Below are 20,072 nucleotides of genomic sequence, written 5' to 3'. Positions count from 1 at the left end.
ATTCTTATTCATTTGAAATAATTTATATTTTATTAAATCCCATCGCTGGAATTTGTCACGATCTTCATATTCAAAAGTTGCATGGTCTCAAAAATATCCCGTCCCATGAAAAAATAAAGAACTGGAACAGGTTTGTTCGGGGCAAGAGAAACTGTCATGGACGCCGGGTCACCCATGAACCGTCTCAGGCCGAGCATGACATCCTCAGCCACCATGTTTTCCTGTTTGGCAGCGATTTCAGCCAGGCCCGCCAATTCTCGACGGATAAGCGAGACGGTCTGCGTTTCGGATGTCTTCATGACATGGGACCAATGTGCGACCACGGTATGAGTCAATGACCGATCAGTAAGCTGCAATGTCGCATTTTTCAAGCTGAATCCAATCAACTGTTCCAAACGAATCGCATTGAGATCAATGCCGGTCACCGCACAATTCAATGTCGCCCGTCCCAATTTCTGATCATCCAGAGACAAGGTCTTTAATGTAAAAATTTTGGTATCAGGATCATAGATGTAATCAACGACCCCATGACCAACAATTGACTCGATGCCGGATTTACGCATGATGTCAGCCCATGCTCCAAAATTCGCGGTGGTCACGTCGCACGAAAGGCGAGAAGCCGTGGCCCGGGCATGATGCGGAATCGGATTGCGCTGGTCGAAATCACTGATGCACAGGGCATCAGCAGTAAAGGTCTGCCCTGAAGGTAGGGTGACGGCAACGTCTTCCAACGTCACGGCATGGTCATAAATATCCACGGAAAGATCGGTGTATGAAACCTGCAAGCCCGGCGTTTCAGCGACGGTTCGGTCCAATTCCTTGCGGACCTCGGAATGCACAAACCAATTGAGTGCCACCGCACAGATAACCACGAAGACACCAAATGAAATGAGAAATTTAGCGACTTTATTCATGCTTAAAGATCTCGTAATCCGGTCACTGACGCCACGGCCTTAATGCCTTTTTTGGCACCGGTGAAACCCATTTTTTCTTCCGTGGTGGCCTTGAAATTCACCTGATGCCGTTCCAATCCGAGCAAACGGCACACATTTTTGGTGATCTGATCTGCGTGCGGTGCCAATTTTGGACTTTGCGTAATAATCGTCAGATCCGTGTGAACAAAGTGAACACCGGCCTCTTCGGCCATGCTCAGCACCTCGCGAAGCAGAACAGAACTGTCTGCCCCTTTGAATGCAGGGTCGGTATCCGGAAAATGACGACCGATATCACCGCCACCAAATGTCCCCAACATGGCATCCATAAGGGCATGAAGCAGAACATCGCCATCGGAATGGGCGACAATGGTTGTACTGCCCGCGATGGGTACACCACCAAGGACCAACGGCCTGTCGTTACTGCCGCCGAATCGGTGGACATCATAGCCCCATCCGACGCACGGGACAGTGGTCTTCGTTGTCTCAAGATATTTCAAATCGTCAGGGACGGTAATCTTGATATTTCTGGCTTCTCCGGGAATGACGGAAACAGTTGTGAGTCGTTCCACCATGCTGGCATCGTCAGTGACATCCCACCCTTCGGCTTCCGCCTGTTCGTGGGCCTGTTTGAGCAATACCGTCTCAAATGCCTGAGGGGTTTGGACCGCAACAAGTTCACTTCGATCCAAGGTCTCAGCCACGGTCCCGGCGGTCACCTGTTTGACCGTATCCGTCACGGGAATGGCCGGGATGACGCCACGAGCCCCCGTATCGAGGGAAGCGATGAGGTCCGTGATAATCCGTGGAGCAACGAATGGTCGGGCCGAGTCATGGACTAAAACGCCACCGCAGTCCTTGGGCAGGGCGGTCAGTCCGTGTCGGACAGAATCCTGACGCCGTGCGCCACCTGCCACGATGGTCCATTTCAGACCGAGATCTTCGGACTTGAAATACTGACGAAGTCGTTTTTCCATGGTCGGCACATCTTCGGGGGGAAAGACAAACACGAGTCCCTTGACGCGGGCCACGCGGGAAAAGGTCCGGGCACAATGCCAGAAAAGCGGTGCGGACTTATATTCGAGGTATTGCTTTCGCTCACCCTGTGTCGCCTCGGCCAACCGTGTGCCCGAGCCTGCGGCAAGCACTATGCCCCAGATGGTATTCAATGCGCGCGTCATGCAAAATCCTGTGCCGTTGGAGGCAATATTGGTCGCGCGGGAAAAGGATTGCGCCAATTCCCGCACGATATAGCAAGTTGGAGCCGGTCATAAGCCGGGTTTTGTCCCCCTTTCGGGGTGAGTATCATTCATCTAGACCGACTGTTACCAGCCGGTTCGAGCAACCTACCCGACAGCTCGATCGGGTCGATCTACAGCGCTGTCCTATTTGGTTTTGCTTCGGACGGAGTACACCTGGCCTGCCGTGTCACCACGACAGCCGGTAGGCTCTTACCCCACCGTTTCACCCTTACCGCCGGCAATGCCGGAGGCGGTCTACTTTCTGTTGCACGTGACGGGGATCGCTCCCCCTGGGAGTTACCCAGCGTCCTACCCTGTGAAGCCCGGACTTTCCTCCCCGATCAAAGACCGCGGCGATACCCTGTCCGACTCCAAACTTGTTTCAATTTCAGCGAGGTTTTTTCACCTCGACATCCTTTCTCGTCCTAAGCTTCCGGCTCAATGTGCGCCTTCCAATAAATCAGGCGCTGGCAATTGGGGCAGCTCAAAATCTGATGGCCCTTTTGCAAATCATTGAAAGCCTGCGGCGGAATCATGATATTACAACCGGAACACACACCTTTGGATACAGGCACGATCACCGGATTCTTCATCCGTTCGCGAATAAATTCATACCGGCCCAAAATCGGCGGCGGAACAGCCTTGCACGATTTCTTCCGTTTGCGGCCCAAAGAGTCAAGCTTCTTTTGCGCTTTGGCAAGACGCTCTTCCAAGGTGGTCTTGAGTGCATCGTACTGTTCCTGAACACCACTCATTTCTTCAGTAAGGGCCGTGGTCGCCTCATCCTGACGAACCAGTTCCTCTCGAACGGCTTCCTGCTCGTCTCCGCGCATCCGATTGAGTTTTTCCAAGGAATCCATCTCACGCATCATGGCATGATATTCCTTGGTGTTCCCAACCATCATCAACTTGTTTTTGGACTTTTTGATTTTCCCTGCGTCCTCGTCGATTTCAAAAGTCAGCTTTTTCTGCTGCTCTTTGAGGATACCGGTTTTTTCATCAATCTGGCTGCGACGCTCGGCGAACTCACTCATCTGCGCTTCGAGATCGGACAGCTCCTTGGGAGCTTGCTCGATGATATCCTTGAGGGTGAGGATTTCATCGTCAACCTGCTGGAGAACGATCAGCTGCTCAATTTGTTTCTGATACATAGTTAACCTCTCTATCTATTTGAAATTTTGCCACATTGATTCAATGGGCTTGTTTCGCTATTTTTTGACGTGAACCCGGAAAGGGTCTTCGCCCTCGAAAAACCGCACGTTGACGTCCGTCAATTCACCGGCCAATTCGTCGGCAAATCGACGCATCATTTCCTCTTCCAATGAAAAATGTCCCGCATCGATCACGCAGATCGGCGTTTCAACTGCCGGATGATATTTCATGTCACCAGTAATGAACACATCCGCCCCGGACCGTGCGGCCGTCTCAATAAGTCCCGCCCCTGATCCTCCACAATATGCCACAGAAGCAACCGTGGTCGGCTGCGGTCCAGAAATCATCAGCACATCACGTTGAATCCGATCATCCAACATCGCCACGAACGCGTCCCACGACATCGGTTCAGGCAATCTGCCGACTTCGCCAAAACCGACTTCATCTCGGGGAGCGGTCAGCGAACGGATGTAAAACAAGGGACGTTTTCCCAAAGAAAATTCTATTTTATTGGCAACTTCATTCCAATGCGCTTCATCGCACACCAATCTGACTTCGCCAGTCCGACTCTGGGAAACAGAGTGAATTCCATCATTATTCGCCCAGATATCAGCGGCCTCTCTCGAAACAGGATCTTCCGAATAAAAGGATACTTCAATAGGCGTGTACCCTTTTTCGACTTCAAGCAATTTCCGATCTTTCAGGCCAAGATCATCACCCAGCCAGAATGCAGGACCGCCGGGCCGGGTATCCAGAGACGTGTGGGCACTATACAGCCATGCGCCCTTTTTGAGAACACGCCGGACCACATCCATATACATGGACTCCCTGTTCAATGCCTTGGGTTTCATGGACAATGGATGGTGCGTGATAACGACCCCGGCACCCCAGTTCAAACACCGCTCCAACGTCGCCGGAGTCGGCTCCAACGCCACGGCAACAGAGTCGGTTTCCACTGTCTCCCCGACAATCTGTACACCCGAATTATCCCAGGAACTCTGGTTTTCCTCCGGAGCCAAAACGCGAAAAATCGATAAAATATCCTGAATTTTCATATGGTTACGACCACCTTGCGTAAAGAAGATGCTCCCGTAGGGTTTCCCCCTCGGGAGCATCGATTTCTTCTTCAATAACCCAGCCATCGGCCTTTACGGGATACTTCAAGATATATGCGTTGAACTGTCTTCCAGCGTCAAACTTCTTCAAACACGTCTCCCGTTTGGAGGTCGTTGGTGGGCCAGCCAGGATTCGAACCTGGGACCGACCGGTTATGAGCCGGTGGCTCTGCCAACTGAGCTACTGGCCCGTTGTTGAGTCCGGGAAGATAGCTCCCACCATACCTATTGTCAAGAGAATCGACTCGCCATCCTGCAAAGAATATCTCTATGAAACGAGGAAGACGCTCTCTTCCTGCTGGCGATCTTTTATCCTACAATTCGACAGCGCGTTTCATACGCGCCAAAGTTTGCTCCTTGCCAAGGACCATCATGGTTTCAAACAGGCCGGGCGATTGTGTTTTTCCCATGATTGCCACGCGAATAGGTTGGGCAATCACCTTGAACTTGATATCCTTGTCTTCAAGAAATTTCCGATGGACATCTTCCAGGGCTTTCTCGGAAAATTCGTCGAGAGCTTCAAGCCGTTCGGCAATATCCTGCAACAACAGTTTGCTTTCTGCGGTCAAGAATTTCTTCACGGCTTTTTCATCATACGGCAAAAAACCGGCATCTACAATGAAAGGCCGCGCCTGTTCAAGCATGTCCACAAGCGATTTGGCTCGGGGCTGAAGCAACGGTGCAACCGCAGCGAAATCGGCTTTGGAAACCGTGGCCGCCTCTTCCTCTCCGACTTCACGGGCCAGAAAATCGCACAGCAACTCGGCCAACCGTTCGGGGTCGGCTTTCTGCATGTACTGACCATTGACCCATTCAAATTTTTTCAGATCAAAAACGGACGGTGAATTGCCAAGATGCTCCGTAGAAAACAGCTCCACCATTTCGTCCATGGTGAAAAGCTCCTGGTCGCCATGAGACCACCCGAGACGAGCGAGATAGTTGGTCACGGCTTCGGGCAGATAGCCCATCTTTTCGTACTCCATGACAGACAACGCACCGTGGCGTTTGGATAATTTTTTCTTGTCCGGACCGAGAATCATGGGCACATGGCCGAATTGCGGTACATCCCACCCCATGGCCCGATAAATCAGAATCTGACGCGGGGTGTTGTTCACATGATCATCGCCACGCAACACACGATTGACGCCCATGTCATGGTCATCGACAACAACCGCGAGATTGTAGGTCGGCGTGCCATCCGAACGACGAAGAATCATGTCATCCATTTCGATATTCTCGATATTGATCGGTCCCTTGACCATATCGATAAACCCGGTGGTCCCCTGCTGGGGGGCCTTGAGACGGACCACGCCTTCGGTCAGACCTTTCTCACGACAGGTACCGTCATATTTGGGTTTCCGGCCTTCTTTCATGGCCTTTTCACGCATGGCGTCAACATCCTCTTTGGAACACTGACAGTAATAGGCGTGCCCATTTTCGAGCAACTGGTCGATGACTTCGTTATGCCGATCCACACGCGAGGACTGAAAAACGATTTCGCCATCGTGCTCCAGGCCAAGCCATTTCATGGAATCAATAATGGCATCAGTGGCTTCCTGCGTAGACCGCTCGCGGTCCGTATCTTCAATACGCAGCCGAAATTCTCCGCCAGCCGCCCGGGCAAGCAGCCAGGAGAACAATGCGGTCCGGGCACCACCAATGTGGAGAAACCCAGTCGGGCTAGGAGCAAAACGAGAAATAATCTTGGTCATAAAAACACGCCTCCGACGACTCGAAAACCGCGCAAAAACGCTCTCCGAGAAGAAAAATTTTAGACCGCGCTCCACGAAAACCAACGAACGCAGCGGTTGATATCATCTAAAAAACAGTCCATCCACGACACACGAAACCGTCTTGAAAAAAGGGCAGCGTTCCAGAGCCGTCCATGCGGTACGGAAACGCACTCCACTCTTTCAAGAGATAGTGAATTAGATGGTCACTCCGAATTACACGGCTTCGACAGACTTGACTTCAGGGACTTCCTTGAGAACGATCCGCTCGATGCCGTTCTTGAGTGTCATCTGGGACATGGGGCACCCTTTGCAGGCTCCGGTCAATCGAACCTGAACCACACCGGAATCAGTAACGTCCACCAATTCCACATCGCCACCATCAGCCTGTAACATGGGCCGGACCTTATCGAGAATAGCTTCAACTTTTTCACGCATGATATATGTCTCCGTCAATGTGTATTCGAATGTTGAGAAATACGGCTTTGCGCATGACCTGTCAATGAGACCACGCCGTGCCGCCCGTATGCGACGCTTTTTACCGCTTCATGAGCACATGAAAAGATTCTTCAAGCTCTTCATCCAGGTCCTCGACCATCTCGTCGATACGGCCCGGTGTCAGCCCCATAGCATCCCAAGCATCCGAGTCCGGCGGCTGCACAAGAAATTCGCCACTCGAACCGATTCCAAGCCCGGTTGCAATGGTTTCGGCACAATGAACCAGCGCAGGTTCAACCGCTTTCTGATCCGCCTTGAGATGATGATGTTCCAACACTGCGGCCACAAGGACAAAAGGGAAGTTCCATTTTCGCAGCAACATGCCGCCCAGTGTGGCATGATCAAATCCGAGCAAGGCCTTTTCTTCTTCGAACAACAAGAGCTGCTTGCTCCGAGCATGAGCGTGAACCGCCGCCGCACGTTCCGGCTCAACCTGCAACAAAATGAGCTGACCGATGTCGTGCAGCAACCCGGCGACAAATGCCCGCTCAGGGTCGCCCTGCCGAGTGATGCGACACAGTCGTCGGGCAATGAGACCACAGGCCACGGAGTGTTTCCAGAACTGCTCCATGTCGAGCACTTCTTCGGGGATATTCTTGAACACGCTGATCACGGACGTCCCGACAGCCAATGTAGACAACTGGTTGAAACCAACCACGGTCACGGCGCGGGAAATCGTGTCAATCTGCATGGGCAGGCTGTAAAAGGCCGAATTGACCATCCGCAAAAGAAACGCGGTCAATCCCGGGTCCTGACTGATAATATCGGCAAGATCATCCGCCGAGGTGGACGGGCTGGCGATCGCACGCTGCAATTCAAGAAAGAATTGTGGCAAAGCCGGAAGTTGCCGATCCTGCCGCAAAATATCCAATGGATTCAATGGACGAACATCGGGTAAGGCCGAACATGAAGCCACATCCGTATATTTTTCAGGATAACGGACCATGTCACGAGCCACAGACTTGACACCCAACAGCGCAAGTCGCTTCAACGATTCGTCTGGGTTTTTTATATATTCGAAACGTTTGACAAGAAGTTTTTTTGCAGCCTCAAGTATTTCGGGCGAAGTCTCGATGTCCGTGCCACTCTCGACGATATCGTCTGCCATGAAGTATCCCTCAGGTTTTGAAAAACAAGCCAAGTATGCACTTTAAAAGAAAAACCCAAGAAGAAAAAGCCATTTCTATTTCGTGTCAACAAGGCACAAATTGATATACTTTCCTGCTATTTTTCTCAAAGCAACTGGAAGTCATATTGGAACCGCAGACGGACCTGAAAGCCATCCCGACCACCGAGATCTTCGTCAGTATCCTGATAGGACCACCGATTGAGAACGGAAAGCCCCTTGAGCTCCCCGCCAAATGCGTAATTCAAGTTCAGGTTGTACTCATTGCGATCAAAGGACGCGTTATCTCCGGAGTCCGGAGTATCGCCGAAACCGGTCTTGATATTAGCGGTGAATCCGTCAGCTCCAAGACGGCCAAAATCATAACCAGCACCCAGATACAACGCCTTTTCACCGGCCCGATTGAAGGCGTAGCTCATGAGATTGTTGAAGAAGGGATACACACCCCATGAATTACGGATACCCGCAGAATTGCCGACAATGGTTCCACCCACGTCAAAAGTGAAGCCGTTATAGGCAATGGCACCTTTGAGACCGCCCTCTGCCGTGCCATACTGACCGGCCCGCTGATCGCCGACACTACGCTGATCCACCCCCTGAAACTGAAGTTTGAAGACCAGATCGTCAGGATCACCAAACGCGTAATCCGCTTGCAGGAAAAAGGTATTATCTAAATCAGGCGCGTAGTAATTCCAAAATCGCAGAGGCAGTTTCTTCGTGGGAGTCCAATCCGCACCGGCCATGACCACACCGGACCGAGTTCCGTCCAAACCGGCCAACTCGGACATGGATTTAAACAGATCGGTATCACGCGCCTTTTCCTTGTCCACCCAATACAAACTCCACGTCAGATTTTCGATATCCTTGGACTGCACACCATAGGCTTCAAAAGTCTGTGCCAGCATCCGGCTGTCGTTACCGTTGATAAACGGGGTATTGAGGCGTTGCCGCCACAGCCGCATTTCGGTCTTGTCATATTTCGCCTTAAGATAGGCTTCACCGAGAACAGCAAAACCTTCGTTTTTATTTGTCAAAAGCCCAGTACCACCCTGATCGCGCTGATTCAACTCGCCGGTCACAGGGGCTGTGCCATAGACCGCAGCTCCAAATCCGAAGATGTCGGCCAGCCACGGCGTCTCGTATTTGAGGAAACCACCCAAGGCCAATGATTCACGAACGTTGTCAAAATCATCGCCAGTTGTCTTGTTGCGCTGGGTAAAATAATACATCCGGGCCTGCCCGGTCACCGTCCCGTAATGTGACACCTCTTTTCCCTGGGCAAAGGCTGAAGGCACGGACAGGCACATCAAAAACGCAACACACAGGCTAAGACACAACGAACGAATCATGACAACTCCACATGCTCAGACACTTGATTTTCTGTCGCCGACGCCCCCAGTCCCCTCGGACCACGGCAGGCACACAACTTTCCATTTGGTGAAACCCGATACCCATGCAGACGGATCAATCCAACGGAGCGCAATGGGCTAAACGGTATCTCTCATACGATAATCGTATATAATACAAAATGTAAAGAAATGAAAAATGGCTTCAGCGAATACAATAAGGATTATGTCTTTTTTCGTGGGCCACGGTTGTCACGGGGCCATGACCGGGATACACACTGGTGGTATCAGGCAGAGTAAAAATGCGGGAACGAATGGACTGAAACAGTTCGGACGAACTCCCGCGCGGCAGATCGGTCCGGCCCACCGCCCCTTTAAAAAGCACGTCACCAACAAAAACACTGTTCGCGGCTGGAAAGAAAAAAGACAGACTCCCCGGCGTATGCCCGGGAGTGTCGAGAACATGCATCTCCTGCCCAAGGACACGAAACGGTCCTGGGGCAATTATTTCCACCGGAAATTCGAGAAAATTGGCAATTTCCCGATACCCTCCAGCTTCAATGGATAATTCCTTGAAAAACGCATCCAGTCCACTGGCGTAAACTGGCACGGAAAAGGCTTCGAGCACCTCCTGAACCCCGCCGACATGATCCACATGAAAATGGGTAATATACACCCCGACCAACGCCAGCCCCTGTTCCCTGATGCGTGCAATCACGGGTTGGGGTTCGGTCCCCACATCAACAAGGACAGCATTCTTGCCCTCTGTGAGCAGATAACAATTAGTTTCTTCCATCCCAAGGACAAAACGTTCAATGGTCACTGTACTCATATTTGACAAACGGCTCCGGTACGCAATCAGTTAAAATATCGGACACACAATGAAGGATACGACTCATGAAAAACCGCTGAACGGATGACGAACAGCGGTCTTTTTTCTCTGAGACCGATCATGAACGCAATGCGCCGTTCACAACCTCACTCACGAATTAACGTCGCGTCAATCCGTATTTTTTCAATTTGTATTGCAAAGTTCGCCGACTGATTCCCAAGGCTTCTGCCGTGCGTTCACGATGGTTGCCATTTTCTTCCAAGGCCTGGATGATCGCCTGCTTTTCAGCTTCTTCAAGATTGGCTGGAGCGGCTGGGGATGATCCCAACCGGGGACCAAAATCGATCTGAATCGCGGCCTCGCGTGCGCCAGTGATCTGCGGTGGCAACAAGTCCGGTCCCAAGGCATCGGCTCGGGACAAAATCAGCGCACGTTCCAACACATTTTCCAATTCACGCACATTGCCGGGCCAATCATACCCAGACAACGCGTCCAGAAAAGCGGGCGTAACCGTCCGAATAATCTTATTGTTCTTGTTCCCGAGACGACGCAACAAGAAACTGACCAAAAGCGGCAGGTCTTCCTTGCGTTCCTCCAACGGAGGAATACGGATTTCCAACACGGCCAGCCGATAGTACAAGTCTTCCCGGAATCGCCCGGCATCCACTTCCTTTTTCAAATTCCGATTGGTCGCCGCGATGATGCGCGTATCCACAAGAATCGGCTTGACCGAACCCAACGGTTCGATGGTCTTTTCCTGCAAAGCCCGAAGCAATTTTGCCTGAAGCGCGGCCGGCATCTCACCTATTTCATCGAGAAACAACGTCCCGCTGTCCGCCAATTGGAATCGACCGGGCTTGTCCTTGACCGCCCCGGTGAATGCGCCTTTTTCGTATCCGAACAATTCTGATTCGAGCAAATCGTCAGGCAATGCCGCGCAGTTGACCTTGATAAGCGGTCGATCAGCCCGATTGCTGGCCCGATGCAGTCCTTCCGCGACCAGTTCCTTACCAGTGCCGGACGGGCCGAGAATCAAGACCGTGGCTTCAGTGGGACCGGCTTGTCCGATCAGATCGCGCACCCGCTCGATGCCGGGGCTGGCTCCGATGAAATCCACCTCACCACTGACCTCGGCCTTGAGCCGAGCATTTTCCTTGAGCAATTTATGATAGCCAAAGGCCTTGCCAACCACTGCGGTCAATTCATCGTTATCTGCCGGTTTGGTCAAATAATCGAAAGCCCCTTTTTTCATGGCATCAACAGCACTCCCCACACTCCCAAATGCCGTGAGCAGCACCACCGGCATACTCGGTCGCCGGACCTGCAATTCCTTGAGAAGTTGCATCCCGTTCATACCTGGCATCTTCATGTCCACCATGGCCACATCTGGATAAACATGCGACTCCGCTTCTTCGGCAAGCACTTGCAAGGCCTGTTCTCCGGAGTCTGCTTCGAGGACCGTCCAGTTATCATCTTCAAGAACCGCCCGGACCATCATTCGATGCCCCGGCTCATCGTCCACTATGAGGACTCTGCGTTCTTCCATCATATATCACTTCCTTAGCTGTCGCTTTCAGGATTTTTCGGGAAAAAAAGTTTCAATTCAGTACCGTGCCCCTGTTCGGAATGAATAACGACCTCGCCTCGATGCGCACGCATAAAATTCTGGACAATAGCCAATCCAAGGCCGGTCCCCGTCTTCTTGCCGGTAATGAACGGCTTGAACACATCCCCTTCCAATTCAGGGTCCATGCCCGGTCCATTGTCCGCCACGATCAGCCACACCCCATCCTTACCCTGTACCGATGTCAGGAGGATATGGCCGGGTTTGTCGCAATCAGCACATCCTTCAATGGCATCAAGACTGTTTGTTATCAGATTAAGCAAAATCTGTCTGAGGGCATCCTGATCCGCAAACACCGTTGTCGGACCAAATTCGAATTCCGCTGTGGTCAGCTTGTCCTGAAAGTCGAACCGCATGAGCTGCTTGATGGAATCTCCCAAAGACAACAAATCGATTTCAACAGGATCAAGCTCCCTGGGTCGGGCCAGATACAATAGGTCCGTGACCACCCGATTCAATCGGTCGGCCTCCTGCACCATGGCCCCCGCATACTGATCGAGCGGGGCCTGCCCTTTAAGCTTGGTGGCGAACAACTGGGCAAATCCTCGCAACGAACTCAGCGGGTTACGGACTTCATGGGCCACACCGGCGGCCAACGACCCGATTTCAGCCAACCGTTTGGCCTCGTTCAAGTCTTCTTCCAATGACCGAAGCTGTGTCCGGTCACGAATAAGCACAAGCCGATGTCCCAAATCAGAATCAGGGGCCGCTTCATCCTCCTGAAATGGCAATGTCAAAATTTCAAGCAGTCGTCCCTGATAATCGAATTGTTCCCATTCGTAGGGAACGACCAACCCGGACTCTCCTTGGATCAGACCGAAATCAAAATCGTGCCAATTGGTCCCGATAATTTCAGGAGCACCATCCGTCCCTTTTGGCGCAAGCAATTTCTTGGCCGAATAATTGGCAGCCAGTACTTCTCCGCTTTCCGCCAACGTCACCAGCCCATCAGGCATATTGTCGAGCAACTTGCTTTGAAACCGTTCCAACCGAACCAGTTGGCGACTCGCGCCACGACGACGCAAATAGGCAAAGACCAATGACCACAACACCACGGCGGCGAGAAACACATACCCGGTCTGATAGGTGGCGGCCCGACGATATTGTCGAAACTGGGCCATATGTTTTTCCGCATTGAGACCAACCACAAGAAACGCCGGTGGTTCATTACCATCCTTGCCCAAACCACGCATCATCCCTTGCCCACGGTGCGACATGTGGTTCCCACCAGGTCGCGTCCCGTCCGGCAGCGGATGCAGTCCACACAACGTCGAAATTCCAGGCTGGGTACGGACACCGGAAATGAGCACACTCTTTTTACCAATCTGCGTGACCACATGCCAGGCCCGCCCTGGTTCAATATCACTCGTCACGGAGTCGGGCAGGCTGAACACTGGTGGCTCTTCTTCGCCCGAAGAGACCAAAGACCGGCCATCCTCACCAAAAAGTGTGATAAAGACGATATCTTCGGATTTCACCAACTCGGCGAACAATTCTTCCGACATGGCCTGAAAAAGCTCCGGAGCCTGTGGGGAAATGCGCAAATTCCTGGCAATGCGCAAGATATTGTTGTCCACACCGCGAAGAATCGAATTGCCGGTCATTATCATGTGATCCTCGACAATCTTGCGCTGCTGCGCAATGGATCGCCATGTCAGATACAGACTTCCCACACCCAGCACGATAAGTGCCAGGACAAGGGCGACCAACGGTCCTTTTTCTTTTTCATCGGAATGAACAACTTCCATACGATTACCGACCCTTGATACTCAAATAAATGTCCTTGGGCGATCCCCCGTGCTTTGCAGCCAGAGCCTTGAAAGAACTCTCAGGCGTGGCATCCATGCCCGCCGCTTTCAATTTCGCCAAAACATCGTGAACGTCAAGCCCGTAGGTGGCGCACACGGTCGCGATCGTGAATTTCCCAGTGCCCACGGGAGGCAGATCCGGCATGGAGGCATACGGATCCACGACCTGACCCTGCCGAATGGTATCATATACTTGTTGAGGACTGACACCTTTTGAACGAGCAATATCCTTGATGACAGAATATTCATTCAATGTGGGATCATATCCGGCGGCATGAAGCGTTTTCACGGCCTGATGCGCGTCGAGGCCGAGGAATCCACAAAATTTCATAAGCGGACTCGTTTCTGCATGACCATACGGAGGATTGCCATATATTACGGTGGCCTCTTCCTTTATTTCAGCTGACCAGTCGAGAATCTGCTGCATGGGCGGAAGGCCAAGCAACGTGCCAACAAGAACAAACAGCGTCAGGAGCAGGCTGACGAACATCGGTCCGGTCAGGACAACCAGCTCCCGCGCACGATTTTTCATCGCACTCATAAGCGGTTTCCAATTGAGCCAGATATGCACAACCATGGACACCAGAAAAAGTGCCCCGATGGTCACATGAATGTCGCCCCATTGGTGTTTGGTCAGACCGATCAAGTGCCAATCCGCCCAATAGGCAACACGTCCCTCGGGCACAATGTACAAAATCACGCTGGTCAACAGCGTGACAAGAAAGGACAGCAGTCCGGTCAGCGAAACAATTTTCCTCACCATAAAAAAACCCCCGACGCAAAGGACAAATCATTGTAACAAGTCCTCCGCGTGAAGTCATACGTTGTTTTTCAACTTTTTGCGGGACGGCCACCACCATGGTAGACCGTCCCACAAGCATCCTGTTTTCCTGATTAAAGGAAATATTTTCTACTGAACCTGGTTGCCCTGTCCCTGATGGTACCCATGACCACCCTGACCATGACCGCCATAACCGTGTCCGGCTCCACGCCCCTGACCATAACAGTCTCCGGCATACCCGCGACCACGTTCGTTAAAAGCGACGATACCTGTTTCCTTTTCCAATTCCGCGTGCATGGCGTCACGGGTATCACGCATCTGATCACGCAGGGAACTGATGTCCTTGGTCAGCGCAGTGATCTTCTGCTCATCGGCGTTGCCGCCATTGACCATGGCCTGCAACGTCGTGTGCTTAGCTCGAATCTGGTCGCGCATTGCCGTCATCTTAGGCTGATATTTGTCAACGATCGTATCGACCGCCGCCTGCTTCTCCGGGGTCAACTGGTTATACATGCCATAAACGGCACACCCGTTCCCGCTCCGCTTGCCGTGCCCATATCCGTGCCCGGCCATGGCCACTGCGGCCATGCTCAAAACCAAAACCGCGGCCAGAGCCGTGATGGTGATATTTCTTTTCTTCATTGTTCCTCCGATACGTTAAAATGTTGGTGCAAACAGGAAGAAGGGATTTCCCTCTTGTGCCCTAGGTAAAGCACATGCCGTGCCAACTTTGCAATGCATCGATTTCAATGATATTTCAAAAAAGCAAACAACACCTGACTCAATACCCTGTGCAGCCATATGCACTTTTTTTGCACAAATTCGGTGCAAAGTGCAAGTGACTTTCCTTGACATCAGCCCCAAAAGTTTCACATTGGAAACAGCACAGCAATCATGTTACCCGAGGTTTCTCCATGCCCATATATGAATATACCTGTCAGGACTGTGGCACGAATTTCGAAGAACTGGTCTTTTCTCAAGACGCCGCAGTTCCCTGTCCAAACTGTGGTTCTGAAAAAACAGAAAAACAACTCAGCGTTTGCGCGATTCAAACCGACGGCCCAAGCTTGAACCTCGATGCAGTACAGGATTCCGGCTGCGGTTCTGGAGGCGGCTGAGGCATCTAATATTCGCGCCCCGGGACGGGCGCTTCCCTTTCTCTCACACATCCACCGGCTCACCCCACAATGGAACAAGCCGGTTCACGCCTGTTTTCTTTCAGTGCAAGACCTGATAAATACGGCATACCATCTTTTACTTTTTTCGACTGTTTGAGGAGCTTTCATGCCAAACCGATTACCCTGGCCCGAATATTTCATGCGCATTGCCCACCTGGTGGCCCAGCGCTCCACCTGTATCCGCCGCGCTGTCGGGGCCATCGCCGTCCGCGACAAACGTATTCTGGCGACAGGATACAACGGCGTTCCCACCAACATCCCACACTGCGAAGATGTCGGCTGCCTCCGCGACAAACTGGGGATTCCCTCTGGAGAACGGCATGAACTCTGCCGAGGCCTTCACGCCGAACAAAACGTCATCATCCAGGCAGCCACACATAGTGTCGACCTCAAGGGATGCGACATCTATTGCACGACAAAACCCTGCATTCTCTGTACAAAAATGCTTATTAACTGCGAAGTGCAGAACATCTACTTTGCAGAGAACTACCCAGACGAACTGTCCGAAGAAATGCTGACCGAAGCAGGAGTGAACTATGTGTTCATGGAAGGCGAATTCATCTAACGACGAACGTTTCATGGCCGAAGCCATTAGACTGGCCACGCAAGGACGAGGTGCGACCGCGCCCAATCCCTGCGTCGGCGCGGTCCTCGTTGACGACGGGCGTATCGTTGCTCGTGGATGGCACACCAGATGTGGACAGCTCCATGCCGAACGGGAATGTCTGGCCAATGCCCGGGAACTCGGCATTGACCCGACCGGGATGACCATGTTTGTCACGCTCGAACCGTGCAACCATCACGGAAAAACACCGCCATGCACCGACGCCATCATCGAGGCCGGTATCGCCAAAGTCTGCGTCGGGACCCGCGACCCCAACCCTGTTGCCGCCGGTGGTGTCGAAAAGCTGAAGCACCACGGCATCCAAGTGACTGTCGGTATTCTCGAACAGCAATGCACCGACCTCATTGCCGATTTTCTCCTGTGGCAACGCTCCCACTCGCCATTCAACATCGTCAAGATGGCCGCCACACTGGATGGCAAAATCGCTTCCCGTGAACGAAAACCAGAACCTGTTTCCAGCCCGGAATCTTTTGCTCGGGTCCATGCTCTTCGTGGAATGGTCGGTGCCGTCGTTGTCGGGGGAACCACTTTTTACGCCGATAATCCCAGCCTGACCTGTCGTCTTGACACCCTGCCCGACGATTTCATTCAGCCCTTTGGCGTGGTAGTGACCTCTCGACTGCCGGAAGACCCGGCGTCACACACCCTGCTCAGGGACCGCCCAGAACAGGCTATCTTCATGACCACAGAATCAGCGGCCCGAAGCACAGCCGCCGACCGACTCCGCAGCCGGGGTTCCTCGGTCTGGCCCCTGCCCGGCTCCCCCGGCAACCTGACACTTGCCTACGGCTTCGAACGACTCCGGTACGAAAAAGGATGTCACTACACCCTGTGCGAAGGCGGTGGTACATTCGCCATGACCCTTATCGAACAAGGGCTGGCTGATGAACTCATTCATTTTGTCACCCCCCGCATACTTGGTGACAATCTCGCCCCCGCCGCCTACTCCGGTCGGGCCTCCGTCTCCATGGCGGACGCTGTCAACTTCCGCATCATCAACACGGAAATGACCGGAACAGACATCATGCTGACCATGCGCCACGCATAACCACCCCTCCTCTCCTTGTGCGATAGTTGAGTTTTGTGCTTGACAATATGAACATGAGTTCATATTTATATTTCACACACAACAAAGGAGACACCCATGAATTCAACTGACACCAGCCGAGAAATCCATGTCATGTCCTGGCGCAAGCAATGGACACTCAACAACCCTGTCCGCGGGATGTTGCAATCCCCCAACAAAATGTTCGGTCATTTGGTCGAACCAGGGATGCAGGTTGTGGACACGGGGTGCGGCACCGGATTCTTTTCTCTGGCCCTAGCGCGCATGGTGGGCCGAACCGGCACGGTCACAGCGGTCGATCTTCAAGCCGAGGCGTTGGAGGTTCTTCAAGATAAAGCACGACAGGCCGGGTTGAACCACATCATCAAGACACGGCATTGTGAAGCGCACGACATTGGCGATCTGCCCAAGGCGGACTTTGCACTTGCCGCGTATATGGTGCATGAAGTTCCTGATGTCACACGGTATTTCGAACGCATGGCGGCATGCGTCAAACAGCATTGTCTCATGGTGGTTGTGGAACCGAAATTCCATGTTTCCACAGCGGATTTCCAAAAAGAAATAGATGTGGCCATCAAGGCCGGATTCGAACTGGAAGCCCTCCCGGCCATATTCATGAGTCGAGCCGCCGTGCTCACCAAGAATTAAACGACCGAAATGTATCTGGAGTCAGATATGACCACGCAGCTCACCACACGCATCCCCCAGCAGGCTCGAAGCATTGAAAAACGGAACCGTCTCATGGATGCCGCCATGCTCGAATTCGAAGCACAGGGATTTCATGGGACCAATGCCAAAAAAATCGCCGCAGCCGCAGGGGTATCCATCGGGACATTCTACGCGTATTTTCCCGACAAGAAAGCCATTCTGCTCGAAATCATCAATCACCACCTGTTTGAAGTGGATCAGTCCATTTTCCCGTTGTTGGCACAAAAAATCCAGAAAGGCATCACTGGCCGAGAAATAGTCCAGCACATCATTCGACTCGGGCATGAATCACACTCCATGTCATCCAACCTGCTCCGAGTGATGCTCTCCATGCGCTATATTGATGAGGATTTTCAAGAACTCGCAACCAAAGAACGCGAAGACATCATCCAAAAACTGAGTCAATTTTTCACGTCAATCAACGACCATTTACGCGTGACCGATATGGATGCCGCCGCCGCGATTGTCGCCAATGCCTTTGAGGAGACCCTTCATTCCGTGGCTCTCGACACGCCATCAATCGAGCAAGGCAGGTTGTACGCGGCACTGGCCGATATGACATCTCGCTACCTGTTCATCAATCCGGATGAGCTGATTTCCTTTGAGAATCAAAAAAAAAGAATGCCTCCGGCGGCTCAGGAACCTTTTGAAAAAGGTTCTTGAGAATCTCCAAAACTTTTTAGTGCGCCTTCGGCGAGACTCCACGACATTCATTGAGTGGGATTGAAGAAGTCAGAAAAATAAAAAAGGGAATAGTTCAAAAAAAAGAGGGTATTGTAGAAATGGTATGTTTTACGTCTTTTTTATAGAGTCTGTAAAAAATACAATTTTTTACAACGGACTCTCAAGAGCCGCACGAACTCGTGCCGTCGACAGCTTCGAGCGAAGCGAGCGATAAAAAGTTTCGGGAAGAACAAAATGAATGCCTCCGGCGGCTCAGGAACCTTTTGAAAAAGGTTCTTGAGAATCTCCAAAACTTTTTAGTGCGCCTTCGGCGAGACTCCACGACATTCATCGAATAAGATTAAAGAAGTCAGAAAAATAAATAAGGGAATAGTTCAAAAAAAGAGGGTATTGTACAAATAGTGTGTTTTACATCTTTTTTATAGAATATGTAAAAAATACAATTTTTTACAACGTACTCTCAAGAGCCGCACGAATTCGTGCCGTCGACAGCTTCGAGCGAAGCGAGCGACAAAAAGTTTCGGGGAGTCCAGAGGCCCCTTTTCAAAAGGGCCTTTGGCAGGTCCAGGACAGCGTCCTGGTCGCACCGAAGGTGACCCCCGGTAGGAAGACAGAAAAAAGCCTGACACTCCAATGAATGCAGAGTCAGGCCGAGATTGACGTATGAGCTGGAAGAATTATGCCCAAGCTTCCTTGAAGTCGTTGGGAACGACGAGTTTGTATCCTCGTTCCTTGAGCACGGCTTCGACGGGTGAGGGATCTTCGGTATCGATTCTGACAACGACAACGCGCCTGCCGTTAAAAAAGAATGTGCCAGTGGAGATAATGGACATTTTCATGTTTGCGATCACACCGGCGACTTCGTAGAGAACACCGGACCGATCTTCGACTTCGATGGTCAATCGGCTTCCACCTTCGCGGTAGCCCATTTCTTCGGCGAGCACGTCAAGCATGACATTCCGATTGATATACCCGATGAGATTCCCTGCATCATCGACCACGGCCAGTCCGGCAAGATTCATTTCGTACATCATGTCGGCGGCACCTTCGATTTCCGTTTCCGGTGCCACGGTCTTGATATCGGTCCGATAAATCTGCTCGATGGTGAGCTGACTCATCAGATAATTGATCTCGTGTTTTTCCAGAGAGGTCACAATGCTGGGCATGGCGGCGGAGATGTCTTCCTTGCGCACGTAGCCGAGCAGCTTGCCATCTTCGTCCACCACCAATGCCATCCAGAGCTTGCTTTCCTCAAGCTGCTTCTGGGCGTCCTTGACCAGAGTCTGGGGGGTGGTTTTTACGAAGTCGCGAAGCATTTTCAGTCCGACGTACATGGTTTCTCCTCCTTGGGTGACCGCTTTGGGTCTCTGTTGGGCCTCAATGGCGTATGATAATTATGGATGGATACACGTTTTCATTGAGCGGTGCAATTCCATCACCCGGCGACGGGCCGCTGGTTCGTCACTCTCAAACCTGTTTTCACTCGACAAGTCAAGGGAATGCCGCTGTTTTGCATATGAAGCGAGACAGGAGGCTTTCACGCGTATCAAAAAACGTCAATCAGCCTTCGACAGGACCAAAAGCAAAACGACGACTCGAAAGTCGCCGTTTATTCGTGTGGCTGCT

At 51.9% G+C, this 20,072-nt stretch carries 19 protein-coding genes, 1 tRNA gene and 1 other RNA gene; 5 read left to right on the top strand and 16 right to left on the bottom strand.

What is annotated here, in order from left to right; translation table 11 throughout:
• Window positions 1–32 precede the first annotated feature (32 nt).
• The 15 genes from GO013_RS05470 to GO013_RS05400 all read right to left on the bottom strand — a co-directional run bounded on the left by GO013_RS05470 (window position 33) and on the right by GO013_RS05400 (window position 14,827).
• A complete protein-coding gene (locus GO013_RS05470) occupies window positions 33–914 on the bottom strand; it encodes a hypothetical protein (protein ID WP_163809052.1) in 882 nt (293 codons plus the stop codon).
• Between the two features lie 2 nt (window positions 915–916).
• A complete protein-coding gene (gene ispD / locus GO013_RS05465) occupies window positions 917–2,113 on the bottom strand; it encodes a 2-C-methyl-D-erythritol 4-phosphate cytidylyltransferase (protein WP_163809051.1) in 1,197 nt (398 codons plus the stop codon).
• A gap of 75 nt (window positions 2,114–2,188) precedes the next feature.
• Window positions 2,189–2,546: RNase P RNA component class A (rnpB, locus tag GO013_RS05460), an RNA gene on the bottom strand.
• Window positions 2,547–2,598: 52 nt separating this feature from the next.
• Window positions 2,599–3,324 carry a C4-type zinc ribbon domain-containing protein gene (locus tag GO013_RS05455; protein WP_163809050.1) on the bottom strand — a complete coding sequence of 242 codons (726 nt, stop codon included), beginning with the start codon at window positions 3,322–3,324 and terminating at the stop codon, window positions 2,599–2,601.
• Window positions 3,325–3,381: 57 nt separating this feature from the next.
• Complete coding sequence (locus GO013_RS05450; protein WP_163809049.1) at window positions 3,382–4,380, bottom strand: Nif3-like dinuclear metal center hexameric protein; 999 nt, start codon at window positions 4,378–4,380, stop codon at window positions 3,382–3,384.
• A gap of 175 nt (window positions 4,381–4,555) precedes the next feature.
• A tRNA-Ile gene (locus GO013_RS05445) sits at window positions 4,556–4,631 on the bottom strand.
• A gap of 123 nt (window positions 4,632–4,754) precedes the next feature.
• Entirely contained in the window at window positions 4,755–6,152 is a 1,398-nt protein-coding gene (gene gltX / locus GO013_RS05440) for a glutamate--tRNA ligase (RefSeq protein WP_163809048.1), read from the bottom strand.
• 234 nt (window positions 6,153–6,386) lie between these two features.
• A complete protein-coding gene (locus tag GO013_RS05435) occupies window positions 6,387–6,608 on the bottom strand; it encodes a NifU family protein (RefSeq protein ID WP_163809047.1) in 222 nt (73 codons plus the stop codon).
• A gap of 100 nt (window positions 6,609–6,708) precedes the next feature.
• Window positions 6,709–7,776: an HDOD domain-containing protein gene (locus GO013_RS05430; RefSeq protein WP_163809046.1), complete on the bottom strand. Its 1,068-nt coding sequence runs from the start codon at window positions 7,774–7,776 to the stop codon at window positions 6,709–6,711.
• Window positions 7,777–7,901: 125 nt separating this feature from the next.
• Window positions 7,902–9,143, bottom strand: coding sequence for an OprD family outer membrane porin (locus GO013_RS05425; protein WP_163809045.1), 1,242 nt, complete (start codon window positions 9,141–9,143; stop codon window positions 7,902–7,904).
• Between the two features lie 202 nt (window positions 9,144–9,345).
• Window positions 9,346–9,972 carry an MBL fold metallo-hydrolase gene (locus tag GO013_RS05420; RefSeq protein ID WP_163809044.1) on the bottom strand — a complete coding sequence of 209 codons (627 nt, stop codon included), beginning with the start codon at window positions 9,970–9,972 and terminating at the stop codon, window positions 9,346–9,348.
• A gap of 157 nt (window positions 9,973–10,129) precedes the next feature.
• A complete protein-coding gene (locus GO013_RS05415) occupies window positions 10,130–11,521 on the bottom strand; it encodes a sigma-54 dependent transcriptional regulator (RefSeq protein ID WP_163809043.1) in 1,392 nt (463 codons plus the stop codon).
• A gap of 11 nt (window positions 11,522–11,532) precedes the next feature.
• Window positions 11,533–13,344: an ATP-binding protein gene (locus tag GO013_RS05410; RefSeq protein ID WP_163809042.1), complete on the bottom strand. Its 1,812-nt coding sequence runs from the start codon at window positions 13,342–13,344 to the stop codon at window positions 11,533–11,535.
• A gap of 4 nt (window positions 13,345–13,348) precedes the next feature.
• Entirely contained in the window at window positions 13,349–14,167 is an 819-nt protein-coding gene (locus GO013_RS05405; protein ID WP_163809041.1) for a DUF4405 domain-containing protein, read from the bottom strand.
• 147 nt (window positions 14,168–14,314) lie between these two features.
• Window positions 14,315–14,827: a periplasmic heavy metal sensor gene (locus GO013_RS05400; protein WP_163809040.1), complete on the bottom strand. Its 513-nt coding sequence runs from the start codon at window positions 14,825–14,827 to the stop codon at window positions 14,315–14,317.
• Between the two features lie 272 nt (window positions 14,828–15,099).
• Between GO013_RS05400 and GO013_RS05395 the strand changes: the two genes are divergently transcribed.
• From GO013_RS05395 to GO013_RS05375, 5 genes are all read left to right on the top strand, one after another.
• Window positions 15,100–15,303 carry a zinc ribbon domain-containing protein gene (locus GO013_RS05395; protein ID WP_163809039.1) on the top strand — a complete coding sequence of 68 codons (204 nt, stop codon included), beginning with the start codon at window positions 15,100–15,102 and terminating at the stop codon, window positions 15,301–15,303.
• 166 nt (window positions 15,304–15,469) lie between these two features.
• Window positions 15,470–15,928, top strand: a complete 459-nt coding sequence (locus GO013_RS05390; protein WP_163809038.1) for a cytidine/deoxycytidylate deaminase family protein — start codon at window positions 15,470–15,472, stop codon at window positions 15,926–15,928.
• A complete protein-coding gene (gene ribD, locus GO013_RS05385) occupies window positions 15,900–17,036 on the top strand; it encodes a bifunctional diaminohydroxyphosphoribosylaminopyrimidine deaminase/5-amino-6-(5-phosphoribosylamino)uracil reductase RibD (protein ID WP_163809037.1) in 1,137 nt (378 codons plus the stop codon). Before GO013_RS05390 ends, ribD begins: the two co-directional genes overlap by 29 nt.
• 96 nt (window positions 17,037–17,132) lie before the next feature.
• Window positions 17,133–17,702 (top strand): class I SAM-dependent methyltransferase, encoded by a 570-nt coding sequence (locus GO013_RS05380; RefSeq protein WP_163809036.1) that lies wholly within the window; start codon window positions 17,133–17,135, stop codon window positions 17,700–17,702.
• Between the two features lie 27 nt (window positions 17,703–17,729).
• Window positions 17,730–18,425, top strand: a complete 696-nt coding sequence (locus GO013_RS05375; RefSeq protein ID WP_163809035.1) for a TetR/AcrR family transcriptional regulator — start codon at window positions 17,730–17,732, stop codon at window positions 18,423–18,425.
• 698 nt (window positions 18,426–19,123) lie between these two features.
• Here the strand turns inward: GO013_RS05375 and GO013_RS05370 are convergent.
• Entirely contained in the window at window positions 19,124–19,780 is a 657-nt protein-coding gene (locus GO013_RS05370) for a CBS domain-containing protein (protein WP_163809034.1), read from the bottom strand.
• Window positions 19,781–20,072 lie beyond the last annotated feature (292 nt).

This window comes from Pseudodesulfovibrio sp. JC047, assembly GCF_010468615.1.
Lineage (GTDB): Bacteria > Desulfobacterota > Desulfovibrionia > Desulfovibrionales > Desulfovibrionaceae > Pseudodesulfovibrio.
Note: the sequence above shows the minus strand (reverse complement) of the source record. Positions and strands in the feature narration are given on the sequence as shown.